6 protein-coding genes and 1 pseudogene are annotated in these 21625 nt (G+C 73.9%); all 7 read left to right on the top strand.

All coding sequences use genetic code 11. From position 1 onward, the window contains the following. A pseudogene (locus ACFTWP_RS32465) lies at positions 1–9979 on the top strand (type I polyketide synthase); the annotation flags it as partial. Between the two features lie 29 nt (positions 9980–10008). After that, positions 10009–15546 (top strand): type I polyketide synthase, encoded by a 5538-nt coding sequence (locus tag ACFTWP_RS32460; protein ID WP_380268549.1) that lies wholly within the window; start codon positions 10009–10011, stop codon positions 15544–15546. After that, entirely contained in the window at positions 15543–17048 is a 1506-nt protein-coding gene (locus ACFTWP_RS32455) for an FAD-dependent oxidoreductase (RefSeq protein WP_380268548.1), read from the top strand. Before ACFTWP_RS32460 ends, ACFTWP_RS32455 begins: the two co-directional genes overlap by 4 nt. A 25-nt stretch (positions 17049–17073) precedes the next feature. Then, the gene (locus tag ACFTWP_RS32450) at positions 17074–17247 is read left to right on the top strand and encodes a hypothetical protein (RefSeq protein ID WP_380268547.1); all 174 of its coding nucleotides are present in this window, start codon (positions 17074–17076) and stop codon (positions 17245–17247) included. Positions 17248–17293: 46 nt separating this feature from the next. Then, the gene (locus ACFTWP_RS32445; RefSeq protein ID WP_380268546.1) at positions 17294–18580 is read left to right on the top strand and encodes a cytochrome P450; all 1287 of its coding nucleotides are present in this window, start codon (positions 17294–17296) and stop codon (positions 18578–18580) included. A gap of 36 nt (positions 18581–18616) precedes the next feature. Beyond that, the gene (locus ACFTWP_RS32440) at positions 18617–20338 is read left to right on the top strand and encodes an acyl-CoA dehydrogenase family protein (protein ID WP_380268545.1); all 1722 of its coding nucleotides are present in this window, start codon (positions 18617–18619) and stop codon (positions 20336–20338) included. After that, complete coding sequence (locus tag ACFTWP_RS32435; RefSeq protein ID WP_380268544.1) at positions 20335–21570, top strand: cytochrome P450; 1236 nt, start codon at positions 20335–20337, stop codon at positions 21568–21570. The genes ACFTWP_RS32440 and ACFTWP_RS32435 overlap by 4 nt, the downstream gene beginning before the upstream one ends. The last annotated feature ends 55 nt before the right edge of the window (positions 21571–21625 follow it).

Here is a 21625-nt window from a genome sequence, read left to right as displayed (position 1 = left end):
GTGCTGTCCGGCCGGGTGGCGTACACCTTCGGGCTGGAGGGTCCGGCCATGACGGTGGACACCGCCTGTTCGTCCTCCCTGGTCACCCTGCACCTGGCGGCCCAGGCACTGCGGCAGGGCGAGTGTTCGCTCGCGTTGGCGGGCGGGGTGACGGTGATGTCCACTCCCGAGACCTTCGTGGAGTTCAGCCGGCAGAAGGGTCTGTCGGCGGACGGTCGGTGCAAGGCGTTCGCGGCGGCGGCCGACGGCACGGGATGGGCCGAGGGCGTCGGGGTGCTGGCGTTGGAGCGGCTCTCCGACGCGCGGCGCAACGGTCATCCGGTGCTCGCCGTGGTGCGTGGCACGGCGGTGAACCAGGACGGTGCGAGCAACGGGCTGACGGCGCCGAACGGTCCGTCGCAGCAGCGGGTGATCCAGCAGGCGCTGGGCGCCGCGAGGCTGGGCACCGCGGACGTCGACGTGGTGGAGGCGCACGGCACCGGGACGCGGTTGGGTGACCCGATCGAGGCGCAGGCGTTGCTGGCCACGTACGGCCACGACCGTCCGGCGGACCAGCCGCTGTGGCTGGGTTCGATCAAGTCGAACATCGGTCACACCCAGGCTGCGGCGGGGATGGCGGGTGTGATCAAGATGGTGATGGCGATGCGGCACGGCATGCTGCCGCGGACGCTGCACGTGGACGAGCCGTCGCCGTTCGTGGACTGGGAGTCCGGTGCCGTCCGGCTGTTGACGGAGGAGCGGGCGTGGCCGGAGACCGGTCGTCCGCGCCGGGCCGCCGTCTCGGCCTTCGGGATCAGTGGCACCAACGCGCACGCCGTGCTGGAGCAGGCTCCGGCCGAGCTTCCCGCCGAGCCCGCCACCGCCCCCGTCACCGCCCCCGAGCCCGCGCTCGTCCCGCTGCTGCTCTCCGCCAGGACCGACGACGCCCTGCGCGCCCAGGCCACCCGCCTGCTCCAACGGACGGCCTCGGCTGACGGGCCGGAGCTGCTGGACATCGGCTACTCGCTCGCCACCCGCCGGGCGGCGCTCTCGCGGCGGGCCGTGCTGTTCGCCCAGGACGGTGAGGAGTTGGGACGCGCCCTGGCGGCGCTGGCCGCCGGTGAGCCGACGGCGAAGGTGATCAGGGGCGTACCGGCCGCGGGGCAGCTGGCCTTCCTGTTCACCGGGCAGGGGAGTCAGCGTTCCGGCATGGGGCGTGAACTGCACGCCGCCCACCCGGTCTTCGCGGAGGCGTTCGACGCCGTCTGTGCCGCGCTCGACCCCTACCTCGAGCACCCCCTGCGGGACGTGGTCTTCGCCGAGCCCGGCTCCCCGGCGGCCGAGTTGCTGCACCGGACCGCCTACACCCAGACCGGCCTGTTCGCCCTGGAAACCGCCCTCTACCGACTGCTCGAATCCTGGGGACTGCAGCCCGACTACCTCGCCGGGCACTCCGTCGGCGAACTCGTGGCCGCCCACGTCGCCGGCGTGCTCTCCCTGGCCGACGCCGCCGTCCTCGTGACCGCCCGCGCCAACCTCATGCAACAACTCCCGGCCGGCGGCGCCATGATCTCGATCCAGGCGTCGGTTCAGGAGATCGAACCCGAACTCGCCGCGCTGAGCGGCCGAGTGGCGATCGCCGCCGCGAACGGTCCGCTGTCGACGGTGCTGGCGGGCGAGGAGGACGCCACCCTGGAGGTCGCCCGAGGTTGGAGCGAGCGTGGCCGCCGGACCAGGCGTCTCAACGTCAGCCACGCCTTCCACTCCCCGCTGATGGAACCGATGCTCGACGAGTTCCACACCATCGCCAAGAGCCTCACCTACCACCCGCCCACCATTGCGATCGTGTCGCACGCCGGCGACCGGCCCGCCACCGTCCAGGAGCTCACCACACCCGAGTACTGGGTCGAGCACGTCCGCCGTACCGTGCGGTTCAACGACGGCATCCGGACCCTGCACGGCCTCGGCGTCACCACCTATCTCGAACTCGGTCCCGACGCCGTGCTCACCGCGATGGGACGCGAGTGCCTCGCCGAGTTCGACTCCGCCGACACCGAGTTCCTTCCCCTGCTGCGCCGCGACCGTCCCGAGGCCGGTGCGGTGGCCACCGCACTGGCGCGGCTGCACGTGCGCGGAGTCAGCCCGAACTGGCAAGCCATGTTTGGGAGTTGGGGAGCCAAGCCGACCGGGCTGCCCACCTACGCCTTCCAGCGCAAGCGCCACTGGCTGCGGAACACCACCGCTGCCCGGGACGTCGGTGCGGCCGGGCTGGACCGGATCGACCACCCGCTGCTCGGCGCGGTGGTCAGTCAGGCCGACGCCGAGGGTGTGCTGCTCACCGGCCGGCTCTCGCTGCGGTCCCACCCGTGGCTGGCCGATCACCAGGTGCTCGGACAGGTCCTGCTGCCCGGTACCGCCTTCGTCGAACTGGCGTTGCGGGCGGGCACCGAGGCCGGCACCCCGGTGTTGGAGGAACTCGCCCTGGAGGCGCCGCTGATCCTGGCGGACGGGGGCACCGTCCAGTTCCAGGTGGCGGTCGGCGCGCCGGACGATTCCGGTGCCCGCCCGCTGGCCGTGCACTCGCGACCGGTCGGCGGTGACTTCGACGAACCCTGGACCCGGCATGCCGGCGGCTTCCTCACCGCGGAGGGCACCCCGGCCGTGTTCCCGCCCCTCGCCTGGCCGTCCGAGGAGGTCCGCACCGTCGACCTGACCGACCGCTACCAGGACCTCGCCGAACAGGGATTCGGCTACGGCCCCGTGTTCCAGGGGCTGAAGGCCGTCCGGCAGCGCGGTACGGAGGTCTTCGCCGAACTGGCACTGCCCTCCGAGCAGCACGACCTGGCGACCCGGTTCGGGCTGCACCCCGCGTTGCTCGACTCGGCCCTGCACGCGATCGAGCTCGGCGCCCTGCCGGGCACCGGGGAGACCCGGCTGCCGTTCGTCTGGCGCGGCGTCAGACTGTACGGCGTCGGCGCGGCCGCGGCTCGGGTCCGCCTCGCCCCGGTCGGGCCGGACGCGGTGAGCATCACCGTGACCGACGCGGCGGGCGGCCCGGTGGCCTCGGTCGAGTCACTGACCGTACGGGCGCTCTCCGCCGAGCAGTTGGGCGCCGCAGCCGGACGGAGCCACGACTCCCTGTTCACGGTCGACTGGGTACCGGCCGCCCCCGGTGGACCGGTTCGGATCGAAGCCCGGCCGGGCGTCGGCAGCACCCTGCCGGACGGGCTGGGGCAGCTCCCCGACCTGGCCGCGCTGGCCGCCTCGGGACCCGTGCCCGACCTGGTCCTGGCCGCCTTCCCGGCCACCCCCGGCGAGGACGTCCCCCGGGCGGCCAGGACCGCCGCGCACCGGGCACTCGAACTGGCGCAGGGCTGGCTGGCGGACGACAGGCTCGCGGCCTCCCGGTTGGTGGTGGTGACCGCCGGTGCGGTGGCGACCGGCCCGGACGAGGACGTCCCGGACCTGGCGGGCGCCGCGGTCTGGGGGCTGATCCGCTCGGCCCAGACCGAGAACCCGGACCGCTTCGTCCTGGTGGACGTGGAGAGCTGGGACGACCCGCTGCCCGCGATCGAGCTGGCGGTCGGCTCCGGTGAGTCGCAGGTCGCCGTCCGGGCCGGGCGCACGCTCACGCCGCGCCTGGCGCGGGCGGTGGTGGGTGCGGACCCGGGTGGTCCCTGGCAGCCGGGCGGCACGGTGCTGATCACCGGCGGCACCGGCAGTCTGGGCGGGCTGCTGGCCCGGCACCTGGTGACCGAGCACGGTGTCCGCCACCTGCTGCTCACCAGCCGGCGCGGTGCCGCGGCCCCGAACGCGGCCCGGCTGCGGGAGGAACTGACGGCGCTGGGCGCCGAGGTGAGCATCCACGCGTGTGACACGGCCGATCCGCAGGCGGTGCGGGCGCTGGTCGCCGGCGTCCCGGCGGACCGGCCGCTGACCGGACTGGTGCACGCGGCCGGCGTCCTGGACGACGGTGTGCTGGGTGCGTTGACGCCCGAGCGGATCGACGCCGTGCTGCGCCCCAAGGCCGACGCCGCCTGGAACCTGCACCTGGCCACCCACGATCTGGGCCTCACCGCGTTCGTGCTGTTCTCCTCGATCCAGGGTCTGGTCGGTGGCGCGGGGCAGGCCAACTACGCGGCGGCGAACGGCTTCCTGGACGCCCTGGCGCACCACCGGCAGGCGCTCGGCCTGCCGGCCACCTCGCTGGCCTGGGGGCCGTGGGCGGAGGGGGGAATGGCGGCGGCGCTGTCCGAGGCGGACCGCAACCGGTTCGCCAGGACGGGCATGGTCCCGATCGCCCCGGCGAAGGGGATGGCGCTGTTCGATGCCGGGCTCGCGCTCCGCGCCCCGGTGGCCGTACCGCTGCCGCTGGACCAGGCTGCGCTCCGCGCCCGCGGCGACCTCCCGCTGATGCTGGGTTCGTTGGTGCGGACACCGGCCCGGCGGGCCGCCGCCACGAGCGGGTCGGCCGCCCCCGCCCGGTCGGTCGCGTCCCGGCTGGCCGAACTCACCCCGGCCGCGCAGGAGGAGGCCGTCCTGGAGCTGGTCCGAGTCGAGCTCGCCGCGACGCTGGACTACGACGCGGAGAGCGTGGACGCGCTGCGCGGGTTCAAGGAGCTCGGCATCGACTCGCTGACGGCGGTCGAACTCCGCAACCGCCTGAACAAGGCGTCCGGTCTCCGACTGCCCGCGACGCTGGTCTTCGACTACCCGACCCCCCACGTCCTGGCCCGGTACCTGCACACCGAACTGCTGCCCGGGCCCGATGCGGCAGCGGCACCGGGAGGCGGACCGGACGACGCCGAGATCCGCCGCCGGCTCGCCGCTGTTCCGATCGAACGTCTTCGTGAATCCGGTTTGCTGGAAGGCCTGTTGAAACTGGGTGGCCAGGCGGACCGCGCCCCGGCGAAGGCCGAGGCCGAGCCCGGTGCCGGCACCGGCGCCGAGCTGATCGACGCCATGGACATCGACGCACTGATCCGAATGGCACGCGAAGGCATCGAGTCCTGACGAGTCCTGGAGAAGGAGGATCATGACAGACACATCCGCTGACGCGGTCGTAGAGGCCCTGCGGGACTCGCTCAAGGAGACCGCCCGACTTCGTCAGCAGAACCAGCAGTTGATCGCCGACGCGCACGAGCCGATCGCCGTCGTCGGGATGGCCTGTCGTTTCCCCGGTGGGGTGTCCTCGCCGGAGGAGTTGTGGCGGTTGGTGGAGTCGGGTACCGACGCGGTCTCGGGGTTCCCCACGGATCGTGGTTGGGCGTTGGAGGAGTTGTACGATCCGGATCCGGACCGGCCGGGTACCTCGTACACCCGGCAGGGTGGGTTCCTGCACGACGCGGCGGAGTTCGACGCGGAGTTCTTCGGGATCTCGCCGCGTGAGGCGACCGCGATGGACCCGCAGCAGCGCCTCTTCATGGAGGCCTCCTGGGAGGCCTTCGAGCGGGCCGGCATCGACCCGGCCACGCTGCGCGGCAGCCGCACCGGCGTCTACGCCGGCCTGATGTACCACGACTACGACCCGCACCTGCACCGCCCGGTGGAAGGGGTCGAGGGATACCGCCTCACGGGTGGACTGGGCAGCGTGCTGTCCGGCCGGGTGGCGTACACCTTCGGGCTGGAGGGTCCGGCCATGACGGTGGACACCGCCTGTTCGTCCTCCCTGGTCACCCTGCACCTGGCGGTCCAGGCGCTGCGGCAGGGCGAGTGTTCGCTCGCGTTGGCGGGCGGGGTGACGGTGATGTCGACCCCGGGCACCTTCGTGGAGTTCAGCCGGCAGCGGGGTCTGTCGGCGGATGGCCGGTGCAAGGCGTTCGCGGCGGCGGCCGACGGCACGGGATGGGCCGAGGGTGTCGGGACGGTGGTGTTGGAGCGGCTCTCCGACGCGCGACGCAACGGTCATCCGGTGCTCGCCGTGGTGCGTGGCACGGCGGTGAACCAGGACGGTGCGAGCAACGGGCTGACGGCGCCGAACGGCCCGTCGCAGCAGCGCGTCATCCACCAGGCCCTGGCCAACGCCCAACTGACGGTCGACCAGGTCGACGTGGTGGAGGCGCACGGCACCGGGACGCGGTTGGGTGACCCGATCGAGGCGCAGGCGTTGCTGGCCACGTACGGCCACGACCGTCCGGCGGACCGGCCGCTGTGGCTGGGTTCGATCAAGTCGAACATCGGTCACACCCAGGCTGCGGCGGGGATGGCGGGTGTGATCAAGATGGTGATGGCGATGCGGCACGGCATGCTGCCGCGGACGCTGCACGTGGACGAGCCGTCGCCGTTCGTGGACTGGGAGTCCGGTGCCGTCCGGCTGTTGACGGAGGAGCGGGCGTGGCCGGAGACCGGTCGTCCGCGGCGGGCCGCCGTCTCGGCTTTCGGGATCAGTGGCACCAACGCGCACGCCGTGCTGGAGCAGGCTCCGGCCGAGCTTCCCGCGGAGTCCGCCCCCGTCACCGCTCCCGAGCCCGTGCTCGTCCCGCTGCTGCTCTCCGCCAGGACCGACGACGCCCTGCGCGCCCAGGCCACCCGCCTCCGGTCCCACCTCGAACACGCCGACGACCTGGTCAACATCAGCCACACGCTGGCTGCCGGACGGACCGCGATGGACCAGGTGGCGGTGGTGCTCGGCGCGGACCGGGAGGCGCTGCGAGCGGGCCTGGCCGCGCTGGCGGAGGGGCGTCCCTTCCCCGGGGTCTCGCGGGGCAGCGGCCGTCGGGGCGGCAAGTCGGCCTTCCTGTTCACCGGGCAGGGGAGTCAGCGTTCCGGCATGGGGCGTGAACTGCACGCCGCCTACCCGGTCTTCGCGCAGACCTTCGACGCCGTCTGTGCCGCGCTCGACCCCTACCTCGAGCACCCCCTGCGGGACGTGGTCTTCGCCGAGCCCGGCTCCCCGGCGGCCGAGTTGCTGCACCGGACCGCCTACACCCAGACCGGCCTGTTCGCCCTGGAAACCGCCCTCTACCGACTGCTCGAATCCTGGGGACTGCAGCCCGACTACCTCGCCGGACACTCCGTCGGCGAACTCGTGGCCGCCCACGTCGCCGGCGTGCTCTCCCTGGCCGACGCCGCCACCCTTGTCACCGCCCGCGCCAACCTCATGCAACAACTCCCCGCCGGCGGCGCCATGATCTCGATCCTCGCCCCCGAGGAGGCGGTCCTCCCGCTCCTGGCGGGCCACGAGCGGACGGTGTCGATCGCCGCCGTCAACGGCCCCACCTCCACCGTCGTCTCCGGTGCCGAGGACGCCGTGGTGGAGATCGCCGACCGACTGCGGGAGAGCGGCTACAAGACCCGCCGCCTCAGTGTCAGCCACGCCTTCCACTCGCCGCTGATGGAGCCGATGCTCGACGAGTTCCACGCCGTCGCCAAGAGCCTCACCTACCACCCGCCCGCCATCCCGCTGATCTCCAACCTGACCGGTCGACCGGCCACCGCCGAGGAGCTCACGGCACCTGAGTACTGGGTCGAGCACGTCCGCCAGGCGGTCCGCTTCAACGACGGCATCCGAACCCTCCAGGGCCTCGGCGTCACCACCTATCTCGAACTCGGCCCCGACGCGGTGCTCACCGCGATGGCGCAGGACTGCCTCACCGACGCCGGACCGGGCGGCCCCGCAGGGGAGTTCATCCCGCTGCTGCGCCGGGAACGCCCGGAGGTGTCCACCCTGGCCAACGCCGTGGCCGAGGCGTACGTGAACGGCACCGTGCTCGCCGACTGGAGCGCTGTCCTGGACCGGCCGGTCGACCTGCCCGGCGCCCGTCCGGCCGACCTGCCGACCTACCCGTTCCAGCGCAGGCGGTACTGGCTGCAGCAGCCGGCCGGGCCCGCCGCCGGATCCGGGGAGGACGAGGTGGCCGCCACGTTCTGGGCGGCGGTCGAGCACGAGGACCTGCAGACGCTGGTGGGTTCGCTGGGCATCGAGGGCTCGGAGGAGCTCGGCCGGGTGCTTCCCGCGCTCGCCTCCTGGCGGCGGAGCCGGCAGCAGGCCGCCACCACCGACTCCTGGAGCTACCGGGTGAGGTGGAATCCGGCCGCCGAGCCCGGGCCCACGGAGCTCACCGGCAGCTGGCTGGTGCTGTTCCCCGCCGGGCGGGCTGACGACCCGCAGGCGGCCGAGGTCACCGAAGCGCTGGCCGGGCGGGGCGCGAGCGCGCTCGCCGTCCCGGTGGACACCGCCACGGCCGACCGCGCCTCGCTGACCGAACTGCTCCGCTCCGCCGCCGACGGCGGACCGGTCGCCGGGGTGGTCTCGCTGCTCGGACTGAACGAGACACCGCACCCGGCCCACCCCGAGGTGTCCGCCGGCGTGGCCGCGAGCCTGGCACTGATCCAGGCCCTGGCGGAGGGGCAGTCGTCCAGCAGGCTCTGGCTGGTCACCCGGGGCGCGGTCTCGACCGGCGACTCCGACCCGCTGCGCCACCCGGGCCAGGCCCAACTGTGGGCGATGGGCCGCAGCACCGCGCTGGAGCACCCGGCGCTCTGGGGCGGGCTGGTCGACCTGCCCGCCGACCCCGACGCCCGCTCCGCGGCCCGTCTCGCCGGAGTGATCGCCGAGGCGGGGGAGGAGGATCAGCTCGCGGTGCGGTCCGCCGGGGTCCTGGTCCGCCGACTGGTCCGGGCGCCGGGCGCCGGGACGCAGCGCCCGGCCTGGCAGCCGCGCGCGACCGTGCTGGTCACCGACGGCACCTGGGGCATGGGGGCGCACGCCGCCCGCTGGCTGGCCCACAACGGTGCCGAGCACCTGGTGCTCACCACCTCGCCCGGCGCGGAGGCCGGCACCGGGGCCGAGCTGCTGGCGGAACTGACCGAGCTCGGCGTCCGGGTGACGGCGCGGGAGTGCGACCTGAGCGACCGCGAGGCCGTGGCGGAGCTGCTGGCCGGCCTGCCCACGGAGCTGCCGCTGACCGCGGTGGTGCATGCCGCGGGCGAGCTGCGGACCGCCGCCCTGGCGGACACCGACCTGGCGGAGTTCGCCTCGACCCTCGGCGCGAAGGCGTCGGGCGCCGCCCATCTGCACGCGCTGCTCGACGGTCGGCCGCTGGACGCCTTCGTGCTGTTCTCCTCGATCGCGGCCGTCTGGGGCAGCGGGGGTCAGGCGGCGTACGGCGCGGCCAACGCCTACCTCGACGCCCTCGCCGAGCACCGCCGGGCGGACGGCAGGCCGGCCACCGCGGTCGCCTGGGGCCTGTGGTCGGACAGCGCCCCGAGCGCCTCGGGCGCCGCGGACCCGGCGGCCGAACAGGCCCGTCGGGAGCAGCTCCGTCGCCGGGGGCTGGGCGAGCTGTCCCCGGCCGCCGCGCTCGACGTACTGGCCCGGGCGCTGCCCGGCGGGCAGCCGTCACTGGTGCTCGCCGAGGTGGACTGGGAGCTGTTCGCGCCGGCGTTGACCGCCCTGCGGCCCAGCCCGCTGATCAGCGAACTTCCGGAGGTGGCAGCGGTGTTGTCGGCCGCCGAAGCCCCGGCGGGGGTGGCCGGAGCAGACGCCACGGCCGCCCTGGTCCAGCAGTTGGCGGGGCTGGCGGGACCGGACCAGGAGCGCAGGCTGCTCGAACTGGTGCGGACCGAGATCGCCACCGTCCTCGGCCACACCGGCATCGAGGCGGTGCCGGCCCGCAAGCCGCTGAAGGACCTGGGCCTCGACTCGCTGGCCGCCGTCTCGCTGCGCAACCGGCTCGGCGCGGCCAGCGGCCTGCAACTGTCGGCGACGTTGGTGTTCGACCACCCGACCCCCACCGCGATCGCCGCCCATCTGCGCGGGGCGATCACCCCCGAGACGCCGGTCGTCTCGGTGGAGGAGGAGCTCAACCGGCTGACGTCCACCCTGCTCGGACTCTCCGGCGAGGACACCGCCCGGGAGCGGATCACGCAGCGCCTGCAGTCGTTCCTGACCGAGCTGAACGGCACCGCCGTGGCCGGCTCCGGCATCGCCGCCCGGCTGGAGGACGCCAGTGACGAGGACATCTTCGCCCTCATCGACAGCGAGCTCGGTGGCCTGTGAACACTCGGCCCGAATCAGCGAGGGAGAGCATGAATTCGACATCGGATGAGAAGAAGCTCCGGGACTACCTCAAGCGGGTGACGGTCGAACTCTCGGAGTCCCGCCGTCGGCTCCAGGAGAGCGACGAGGCCCGGCACGAGCCGATCGCCATCGTCGGCATGGCCTGCCGCTTCCCCGGCGGGGTCCGCTCCCCGGAGGACCTGTGGCAGCTGGTGGACTCCGGTACCGACGCCGTGTCCGGCTTCCCGACCGACCGGGGCTGGGACATCGAGGAGATCTACCACCCGGAGCCCGGGCGGCCGGGCCGGTCCTACACCCGGCAGGGTGGATTCCTCTACGACGCGGCGGACTTCGACGCGGAGTTCTTCGGGATCTCGCCGCGTGAGGCGACCGCGATGGACCCGCAGCAGCGCCTCTTCATGGAGGCCTCCTGGGAGGCCTTCGAGCGGGCCGGCATCGACCTGGCCACGCTGCGCGGCAGCCGCACCGGCGTCTACGCGGGCTGTGTCACCGACGACTACCAGGTGACGCTGCTGTCGGCCCCGGCCGAGCTGGAGGCGTACCGGATGACGGGTGCCGCCCGGAGCGTGCTGTCCGGCCGGGTCTCCTACGCCCTCGGGCTGGAGGGCCCGGCGGTGACGGTCGACTCGGCCTGCTCGTCCTCCCTGGTGGCGCTGCACCTGGCGGCCCAGGCGCTGCGGCAGGGCGAGTGCTCGCTCGCGCTGGCGGGCGGGGTCACCGTGATGTCCACCCCGGTGGAGTTCGTGAACTTCAGCCAGCAGAGCGGATTCTCCCCGGACGGGCGGTGCAGGCCGTTCGCCGCCGCGGCCGACGGCACCGGGTTCGCCGAGGGTGTCGGGACGGTGGTGCTGGAGCGGCTCTCCGACGCGCGGCGCAACGGTCATCCGGTGCTCGCCGTGGTGCGCGGTACCGCGGTGAACCAGGACGGTGCGAGCAACGGGCTGACGGCGCCGAACGGCCCGTCGCAGCAGCGGGTGATCCAGCAGGCGCTGGGCGCCGCGAGGCTGGGCACCGCGGACATCGACCTGGTGGAGGCGCACGGCACCGGTACCCGGTTGGGTGACCCGATCGAGGCGCAGGCGCTGCTGGCCACGTACGGCCACGACCGTCCGGCGGACCAGCCGCTCTGGCTCGGCTCGATCAAGTCCAACATCGGCCACACGCTGGCCGCCGCCGGGATGGCGGGTGTGATCAAGACGGTGATGGCGATGCGGCACGGCAGGCTGCCGCAGACCCTGCACGTGGACGAGCCGACTCCGTTCGTCAACTGGGAGTCCGGTGCCGTCCGGCTGCTCACCGAGCAGCGGGCGTGGCCGGAGACCGGGCGTCCGCGCCGGGCCGCCGTCTCCGCCTTCGGGATGAGCGGCACCAACGCCCACGCCATCCTGGAGCAGGCCTCCGCCGACGCCCTGCCGGAGCGCGGTGAGGAGCTCGGACCGGTGGTCGTCCCGCTGCTGCTCTCGGCCCGCAACGAGTCCGGACTCCAGGCCCAGGCGCACCGGCTGCTGGGGCATCTGACGGACCGTCCGGAGCTCGGCGCGGCGGACCTCGGGTACAGCCTGGCCCACTCGCGCACCGCACTGGAGCAGCGCGCCGTGCTGGTGGGGACCGACCTGGCCGGGCTGACCGCCGGGCTGACCGCGCTGGCCGCCGGCCAGGCCGCCCCGAACCTGGTCCGGGGTACGGCCGGCGACCGCGACCGGGTGGTGTTCGTCTTCCCCGGCCAGGGCTCCCAGTGGGCCGGGATGGCTTCCGAACTGCTGGACAGCGCACCGGTTTTCGCCGCCCGGCTGCGCGAGTGCGCGGAGGCCGTCGAGGCACACGTCGACTGGTCGGTGGAGGCGGTACTGCGCGAGCTCGACGGCGCCCCCTCGCTGGACCTGATCGAAGTGGTCCAGCCGGTGCTGTTCTCGGTGATGGTCTCGCTGGCCGAGCTCTGGCGATCGCACGGCGTCGAGCCGGACGCGGTGGTCGGCCACTCGCAGGGCGAGATCGCGGCGGCCTGCGTGGCCGGCGCGCTCAGCCTGGAGGACGCCGCCCGGCTGGTGGTGCTCCGGTCCCGGATCTTCGCCGAGGAGCTGGTCGGCCGGGGAGCGGTCGCCTCGGTCGCCCTCTCCCGGGAGGAGGTCGAGCCGCTGCTGGAGCCGTACGGGGACCTGCTCTCGCTGGCCGGCGTGAACAGCCCCAGCCTGGTCACCGTGGCCGGAGAACCGCAGGCGCTGGACGAGTTGGTGGCCCGGCTGACCGGGGACGGCGTCCGGGCCCGGGTGATCCCCGCGACGGTGGCCTCGCACTGCGCCCAGGTCGACCCGCTGCGGGAGCGGCTGGCCGAGCTGCTCGCCTTCGTCCGCCCCCGGGCCGGCCGGGTGCCGATCTACTCGACGGTGACCGGTGAGGTGCTGGCCGGACCGGAGCTGACCGCCGACTACTGGTTCCAGAACTGCCGCCGCCCGGTGAACTTCGAACCGGTGGTGCGCTCGCTGCTGGCCGACGGCTTCGGCCTGTTCATCGAGTCCAGTGCCCACCCGGTGCTGATGCCGAGCGTGGCGGAGACGGTCGAGCACGCCGGCGCCGACGCGGCTGCGGTCGGCACCCTGCGCCGGGGCCGCGGCGGCCTGACCCAGCTGTACACCGCGCTGGGCGAGGCCTACGTACGCGGCGCGGCGATCGACTGGGCCCCGGTGTTCGCCGGGACGACGGCCCGGCAGGTCGACCTGCCCACCTACCCGTTCCAGCGCCGGCGCTACTGGCCGGAGACCGTCCGGGAGCAGGCCGTCGAGGCCGACACGGGCGCGGACACCGCGTTCTGGACGGCCGTCGAGGAGGGGGACAGCCGGACTCTCGTCGACACGCTCGGGCTGACCGACGACCGGGCGCTGGCCGAGCTGCTGCCCGCGCTGTCCGCCTGGCGGCGGTCGGGGCGGGAGCTCGCGCAGTCGGACTCCTGGCGCTACCGGCTGGTCTGGCGCCCGGTCGCCGAGCCGCCGGCCGCCGGACTCTCCGGCACCTGGCTGGTCGCCGGGTCGACGACCGGGGACTTCGGGGCCGAGCTGGTCCGCACCCTGCGGAGCCGGGGCGCGACCGTGGTCGCCCTGGACGTGGCCGCCGTCCCGGACCGCGCGGAGCTGGCCGAGCGGATCCGGACCCTCACCGACGGCTCGCCGCTCGCCGGAGTCCTCTCGCTGCTCCCGCTGGACGGCGCCGGGGACCGACGGCACCCGTCCGCGGAGGGCGGGTTGGCGGCCACCGTGCTGCTGCTCCAGGCACTCTCCGACGCGGGTGTCGAGCAGCGGCTCTGGACCCTGACCGGCGGCGCCGTCCGGGTCAGCGACCCGGACCGGCTCGACCATCCGGAGCAGGCCGGGCTCTGGGGCCTGGGCGAGGTCGCCGAGGTGGAGATCCCGCACCTCTGGGCCGGTCTGGTGGACCTGCCCGACCAGCCCGACGAGCGGACGCCGGCCCGGCTGGTGAACCTGCTCGCCGGGGACGGCACCGAGAACCGGCTGGCCCTGCGCCCGTACGGGACGTTCGCGCGCCGCCTGGTCCGGGCACCGCGCGGGGCGGCCGCCTCGGAGCGGCCCTGGCGGCCCGCCGGCACCACCCTGGTCACCGGTGGGACCGAGGGCGCCGGAGCCGAGGCGGCCCGCCGGCTCGCGCTGGCCGGGGCGGAGCACCTGCTGCTGATAGCCGGACCGTCCGCCGACCCGGCCCGGGAGGCCGCACTGGCCGCCGAACTCACCGCGATCGGCGCCCGGGTGACGGTCACCCGGTGCGACCCGTCGGACCCGGCCGCGCTGGCCGAGCTCATCGCGGCGCTGCCCGCCGACGCCCCGCTCGGGACGGTGGTGCACACCGCCGACGGGCTGACCGAGCTCCCGCTCGGGACGCTGACGGTCGACGAGCTGGACCAACCGGTCCGCGACAACGCCCGGGTCGCGCACGCCCTGCACCAGGCCACCCGGCAGCTGGACCTCTCGGCCTTCGTCCTGTTCTCCTCCGTCACCGGCTCGCTCGGGGTCGGCCTGGGGCTGGCCGCCCACGCCGCCGCCAGCGCCCGACTGGACGCGCTGGCCGAGCATCGGCAGGCCCTCGGACTGCCCGGCACCTCACTGGCCTGGGGGGTGTGGTCGGCCCGGCCCGCCGAGCCGGAGGCGGCCGCCGCCGAGGAGCTCCGCCAGGCCAGGCTGGCCCAGCGCGGGCTGCCGGTCCTGCCGGTCGAGCCGGCCCTGACCGCCTTCCGGCAGGCGCTCGACGACGACCGGGCCGGCAACGTGGTGCTGGCCGACCTGGTCTGGCAGGACTACCTGCGCGTGTTCGCCGCGGACCGGCCGGGGCCGCTGCTGCGCGAGCTGCCCGAGGCCCGGGTCGCCGGCGGCGCGGACGGCCCCGGGCACGCCGAGCTGCTCCGGCGGCTGCCCACGCTGACCCCGGCCGAACAGCTGGACGCGCTGCTCGATCTGGTCCGGACCGAGATCGCGGCCCTGCTCGGCCATGCCGACCTGCACGCGGTGGAGCCCCGGCGGGACTTCCTGGAGCTCGGCATGGACTCGGTCACCGGCGTGGCACTGCGCAGCCGGTTGGAGGCCGTACTGGGCCGACGGCTGCCGGCCCGGATGATCCTGGACCGGCGCACGCCCGAGGCGGTCGCCCGCTTCCTCCTGGAGGAGCCGGCCGGCTCCGGCGAGCCGACCCCGGCCGCCGCGGACGACCCGGACTCGCTGACGGCCCGCTACCTGCGGGCGCTGGAGCAGGGCCGGGCGGACGACTTCACCCCCCAGCTGTCGGCCGCGGCCCTGTTGCGGCCGGTGTTCGACTCGCCGGAGCCGGCCGACCTGCCGGAACCCGTCGTGCTCGCCCGGGGGACCGGCCGGCTGGTGCTGGCCTGCCTCCCGACCGTGCTCGCCACCTCCGGTCCGCACCAGTTCGCCCGGTTCGCCGTGCCGTTCACCGGCCGGGGTGACCTGTCCGCCTTCGCCCTGCCCGGGTTCAGGGACGGCCAGCGACTGCCCGCGCGGCTGGACGCCCTGGCGGCGGCCACCGTCGAGGCGGTCACCCGGCAGGCCGACGGCGCTCCGTTCGTCCTGGTCGGCTACTCCTCGGGCGGGCTGGTGGCACACGCGGCGGCCGTGCTGCTGGAGGCCCACGGCATCCACCCCGAGGCGGTGGTGCTGCTCGACAGCTATCTGCCGGGGGATGCCGCGCTGGAGCGGATCAGCGCCGCGCTGATGACCGGGATGGGCTCCCGGCTGGGCGAGTTCGCGTCGGTGGACGACGTCCGGCTGAGCGCCATGGGCGGCTACCTCGACCTGCTCGCCGGATGGGAGCCGGCCGAGCTCAAGGCTCCGGTGCTGCTGGTCCGGCCGGCCGAGCCGGTACCCGGCACGCCCGAGGGGACGGGGGACGGCTGGCGTTCGTCCTGGCCCGCCCCGCACACGGTGGTCGAGGTGCCCGGCGACCACTTCTCCATGATCGAGGAGCACGCCGTACGGACGGCGGAGACCGTACTGGACTGGCTCGACACCGCACTGTCCGAGGAGGACTCATGAGGGACACGGCAGAGCCCGCCGGGCCGCGGCCACGGGTACCGGTCCTGATCGTCGGGGCCGGGCCGGTCGGGCTCGCCGCCGCCTGTGAGCTCAGCCGGCGCGGGATCGGGGTCCGGATCCTGGAGGCCGCCGCCGAGCCCCAACACGGCTCCCGGGCAGTCCAGTTGCACCCGCCGACGCTGCGGATCCTGGCCGGGCTCGATCTGCTCGACGAGGCCGAGAAGCGTGGACTTCGCATCCGCTCCACCAGCTACCACCTGGCCGGCGGCCGCACCCTGAAGGTGGACCTGGGAGCGGAGAACGAACCGCTGATGCTGCCCCAGGAGCAGACCTGTCTGCTGCTGGAGCAGGCCCTGGAACGCCTCGGCGGCCGGGTGGAGCGCTCGATGACGGTCACCGACACGGTGCTCTCGGCGGGCCTGGCCACCGTCACCGTGCAGGGGCCGGCCGGCGTCGAACGGATCGAGGCCGACTGGCTGGTGGCGGCCGACGGCGTCCGCAGCCGGGTCCGCGAATGCCTGGGCATCGAGTTCGTCGGGGAGCAGGTGCCGGTCGACTTCCTGCTCGCCGAAGGGCGGATCAGCGGCGACTTCGAACCGTCCGCGGTGCACTACTTCCTCGGCCGCCGGGGATCGATCGTCTTCGCCTCGATGCCGGACGACCGGGTCCGGATCTCGGGGGCGGTCCCGGCGGGCTACCCGCTGACGGAGGCGGGGGTGCAGGCGCTGCTCGACGAGCGCGGACCGGGTGGCCTGCGCATCCTCGGGCTGGACTCGGTGGGCGGCTTCACCAGCCAGGAGCGGATCGCCTCCGCCCTGCGCCGGGGCAACTGCTTCCTGATCGGGGACAGCGCCCACACCCACTCGCCGCTCGGCGGGCAGGGCCTCAACCTGGGCCTGCAGGACGCCCACAACCTGGCCTGGAAGCTGGCCGGGGTGGTCAACGGCACGCTCCAGCCGTCGATCCTGGACAGCTACGAGCCGGAGCGGCGCCAGGCGGCGGAGCAGATCGTCCGCGCCACCCACCAGTTCCTCAGGGTCTTCACCCTCGGCCCGATCGCGGCCAGGGTCCGCAACACGGCCTGGAGCGCGCTGGAGCGGACCGGAGCACTGCGGCGCTGGTTCGTACCGCTGCTGGCGGGCTGGCGGGTGCACTACCCCGACGTGCTGAACGCCGAGGAGCCCGCCCGGCCCGGCCGGTGGCCCCGCTCCGGGGCGCCGCGGGGCGGTCCGCTCGCGCCGGGCACCCGGACCCCGCACCAGCTCGCCGAGCAGACCTCGACCGGGTTCCGCCTGGTGACCATGGGACCGCCGGAGCACGGCGTGGCGCAGCGCGGCCGGGAGCTGGCCGACCGGTACCCCGAGTTGCTGACCCATCGTCATGTCCATCAGGAGAAGACCTCGTTCGTCCTGCTGCGCCCGGACGGCTACGTGGCGTCCGGTGGGACCACGCCGGTCGACTTCGCCCGGACCCAGCGCCTGCTCGCCCGACTGGCCGGCTGAACCGGCCCAGAAGAGGAGGGACGTCATGTCGGTACGGGAAGACCGGGTGACCGAGGAGTCGTCCGGCGTCGATCTGGTCCGGGAGATCTTCCGGATCGCGGTGGAACGCCCGCAACGCCCGCAACGCCCGCGACGCCCTCAGTCGCCCGGCCGGACCACCCGGCCGGGCGGCACCCCCGGCGGCGGTCCGCCGTCCTGACCAAGCATCACTCAACTCTCTTACTTCACAATCTCCTTGAGGTCTGATGGTCACCGAGAAGAACCTGCCCGCCGACGCCTCGCTGCCGCCTGTGCTGCAAGGCTTCGACCTGACCGACCAGTCCGGGTTCGCCGCCGGCATCCCGTACGAACTCTTCGCCCGGCTGCGCCGGGAGGCTCCCGTGCTGCTGCACCCGCCGGGCAGGCTGACGGACGGTGAGAGCTTCTGGGTGCTGACCCGGCACGCGGACATCGCGGCCGCGTCGGCCGACCCGGCGTACTCCTCGCAGGGTGGCGGCGGCCGGGCCGGCGGCGGCTCGCACCTGGAGGACCTGCCGGTCGGTGGCGGGCTGACCGGCACGGTGCTCGCCATGATGGACAACCCGCGCCACGACGTCTTCCGGCACCTGCTGGCGCCCGCCCTCACCGGCGGGGTGGTAAAGTCGATGGAACCCGAACTCCGCTCCCGTGCCGAGGCGTTGGCCGATCGGGCGGTGGCCGCCGGCCGGGTGAACCTGGTCGACGACTACTCGGAGCCGTTCTCGCTCCAGTCGGTGGCGCTCCTGCTCGGCATCCCGCCCCGGGACTGGCCGGTGCTGACCGCCTGGGTGCACGCCGTACTCGGCTTCACCGATCGCAGGACCGGCCTGGCCGACGAGCGGTCCCGGCAGACGTACACCGAGCTGCGCGGGTACTTCGGCGGCCTGCTGGCCGCCAAGCGGCTCGATCCGGGCGAGGATCTCGGCACCCTGCTCGCCCTCGGCGAGCTGCCGGAGGGCACCGGCCAGCCGCCGCTGACCGAGGTCGAGCGTGAGGCGAACACCAGCGTGCTGCTGGTCAGCGGGTTCGAGCAGCCGCGCAACACGATCGCCGGCGGCCTGCTCGGCTTCGCCCACCACCCCGACCAGTGGCGGCAGTTGCGCGCCGACCGGTCACTGCTGCCGGGCGCCGTGGAGGAGGTGCTGCGCTGGCTGCCCGCCAACCCGTACAACCGGCGCACCCTGACCCGGGACGTCGAGCTGCACGGGCAGCGGATGCGGGCCGGCGACAAGGTCACCCTGTGGTGGCCGTCGGCCAACCGGGACGAGACGGTGTTCGCCGATCCGGACCGGTTCGACATCCGCCGGGATCCCAACCCGCACCTGTCCTTCGGGTACGGGACGCACTACTGCCTCGGTGACGAGTTCGGCCGGCTGGAGATCCGGCTCGCGCTGGAGGCCCTGCTGGACCGGGTGGCGGAGATCCGCCCGGCCGGTCCGGAGACCTGGGCGCCCAACCACAAGCACACCGTGCTGCTGGACGCCCCGGTGGAGCTCGTGCCCGCCGCTCACTGACCGTCGTCACCGAACCATCCGGAGGGAGCGTTACGCATGACCGGGCGAACCGACGCGGTACCCGACCCACCGACCTTCCTGGCCGCCCTGGACTCCGGCGGCCTCACCCCCGAGCTGCTGCGGCACTTCCCGACGTCCGAACCGGCCGACCGGAAGGCGGGCGACGAGGTGCTCGCCGACCTCGACCGGCTGCTGCGGGAGTGGATCGACCCGGAGCAGGTGGACCGGACCGGCGAGCTGCCGGACGGATTCCTCGACGAGCTGCGCCGGGGCGGGTACCTCAAACTCCGCAACAGCGCCGCCATCGGGGGTCTGGAACTCTCCGCCCACGAGGCCTTCCGGGTGATCGAGCACGCCGCGGGCTGGTCGATGGCGGCCGGCCAGATCCTGGCCGTCCAGGCGGGGGTCGGCGCACCCGCGCTGATTCCGGCCCTGCCGCCGGGCCCGCTGCTCGACTTCGTCAACGAGCGGATCGGGGGTGGTGCGGTCTCCGGGTTCGGCCTCACCGAGCCCACCGGCCAGAACAACACCTGGCCGGGGATGACCGCCACCCTCTCGGCGGAGGGCACGCACTACGAACTTCGCGGCTCCAAGGTCTTCACCGGCAACGGCCCGGTCGCCGACCTGCTGCCGGTGGCGGCCACCGAGCACACCGCCGAGGGCCGGCGACTGTGCATCTGCTTCGTCGACACCCGTACCCCCGGTTTCGAGGTCACCTCGCGGATCGAGTTCACCGGCAGTCGGGGCCTGCCCAACGGGGCGCTGCGCTTCCACCGGGTCCCCGTCCCGGTCGAGCACGTGGTGCGCGGGCCGCTGGAGAACCCGGCCTTCCCGGAGGCGATGCGTGACCAGGTCACCATCGGTCAGCTGTACTTCACCGCCGCGCCCGCGCTGGCCATCGCCAAGCTGTGCCGGGAGTGGTCCGGCGACTTCGTCGCCCGTCGCAAGGTCAACGGCCGCAACCTCGGCGAGTACGACGCGATCCGGCGGATCGTTGCGACCACCTTGGCCGAGGTCTTCGCGATGGAGAGCGTGGTCCGCTGGAGTCTGCTGGCATCCGGCCCCGCCGACCGTTGGTTCGAGCGTACGGTCGCGAAGAACCTGCTGGTCCGGTCCTGTTGGCGGACGGTGGACCGGACCGTCTCGCTGTACGGCGCCGAAGGCATCGAAACGGTGCCCAGCAAACTCCGCCGGGGCGCGCCGCCGGTCCCGCTGGAGCGCCGGCTGCGGGATGCCCGCGGGCTGCGGATCGCCGGCAACGTCGACTTCCAACTGGACGCCCAGGCCGCCCGACGTCTGCTCTCCCGCTACTCGACCGACCCGGCCGCCGCCACGGCGCAGCCGGCCCCGCCCGGGTCGATGCCCGCGCTGTCGGCCGCGAACCGGGCCCACCTGGCGGCGGTGGAGGAACAGCTCCGGGCGTTCCGGCAGACCTGTCGGGCCCTGGTCGACCGGTATCCGGACCTGGAGCTGCTGTTCGAGCGGCAGCACACCGTGATCCTGATCGGCCGGATCGCGGCCGAACTCTTCGCCGCCTTCGCCACGCTGGCCAGCGCCGGCTCGGCGGACGGCGGGGACGAGGCCGCGGTCGAGGAGAACCAGGGCCTGGCGGACGTGTACTGCACCGTCGCCCGGCACCGTCTCGCCGACCACTGGCGGCAGCTCACCGGCGACACCGAGCCCGACTACGCCGCGATCAGCCACCGATGGCTGTCCGGCCGCACCACCCCGTCTCCCAGAACAGGATGTGAGCAATGACCACGGCACCTGAAGTCGATCGTGAACTCGCCGCCCAGATCCTCCCGTTCGACGCCTTCGACCCGGAGTACCACCGCGACCCGTACCCCTTCTTCCAGCGGATCCGGGAGGAGTCCGGGCCGGTCTTCCGGACCCCCGGCGGCATGGTCTGCGCGCTCAGCCACGAGGCGGCCTCGGTCGTGATGACCGACCCCCGGCTCGGCTACGGCGACGCGCCGGTGGTGGCCGACCAGTTCGTGCCGAACCCGGACGGCCCGCCCGGCCGCCCGCTGATCTTCATGGACCCGCCGGACCACACTCGGATCCGCGCCCTGGTCTCCAAGGCGTTCACCCCCCGCACGGTGGAGGGTCTGCGCGAGCGCACCAGGCAGTTCGCCGCGGACCTGATGGTCAAGGCCAGGGAGGAGGCGGTGGACGGGCGGATCGACCTGATGGCCGCCTTCAACCGGCAGCTGCCGGCCCTGGTACTGGACGCGTTGATCGACGTCCCGACCAAGTACCACGAGCTCTTCCTCGGCCTGGCCAACATCAGCGGCCGCGGGCTGGACCCCGGCTTCATCCTGACCGAGGCGGAGAAGAAGCAGCGGGACGAGGCCCGGGACGGCTTCGTCCAGGCCGGCCTCGAGATGGCCACCGAGCGGCGCGCCTCGCCCGGCAAGGACCTGATCAGCCAGCTGGCCGCGGTGCAGGGCGAGGACGGAGAGCAGCTCACCGAGCTGGAGCTCGGGATGACCCTGATGAACCTGCTGGCGGCCGGCTTCAACGCGTCCGCCGCGCTGCTCGGCAACGCCTCGCTGGCGCTGCTGCGCCACCCGGAGCAGTACCGGTGGCTGCGCGAGAACCCGGACCGGATAGTCGGGGCCACCGAGGAGCTGCTGCGCTACGACTCGCCGTTGCAGATCGTGCCGCGGACGGCGCTGGCCGAGGTCGAGGTCGGCGGGATCGTGATGCAGCCGGGCGATCACGTGGCCGCGATCCTGGCCGCCGCCAACCGCGACCCGGAGTACTACACCGACCCCGAGCGGCTGGACCTGTCCCGGCCGGTCAGCCGCAACCTCGGTTTCGGCCACGGCATCCACTTCTGCGTCGCCGCGCCGATCGCCAAGATGACGGCCCATGCCGCCTTCGCCGAACTGGTCAAGCACGACATCGAGTTGGCCGTCGACGAGCCCAAGCGGTTCCCCGGGATCGTGCTCCGTACGCTGGGCGAGCTGCCGGTGGTGCTGAAGTAGCCCCGCTCACCTGAGCGCAGGTGCCCCGGTCGGTGGTGGCCGACCGGGGCACCCG

Origin of the sequence: Kitasatospora sp. NPDC057015 (genome assembly GCF_042673745.1) — a bacterium.
Classification (GTDB): Bacteria; Actinomycetota; Actinomycetes; order Streptomycetales; family Streptomycetaceae; genus Kitasatospora.
This window is presented reverse-complemented; position numbering and strand designations above follow the sequence as displayed.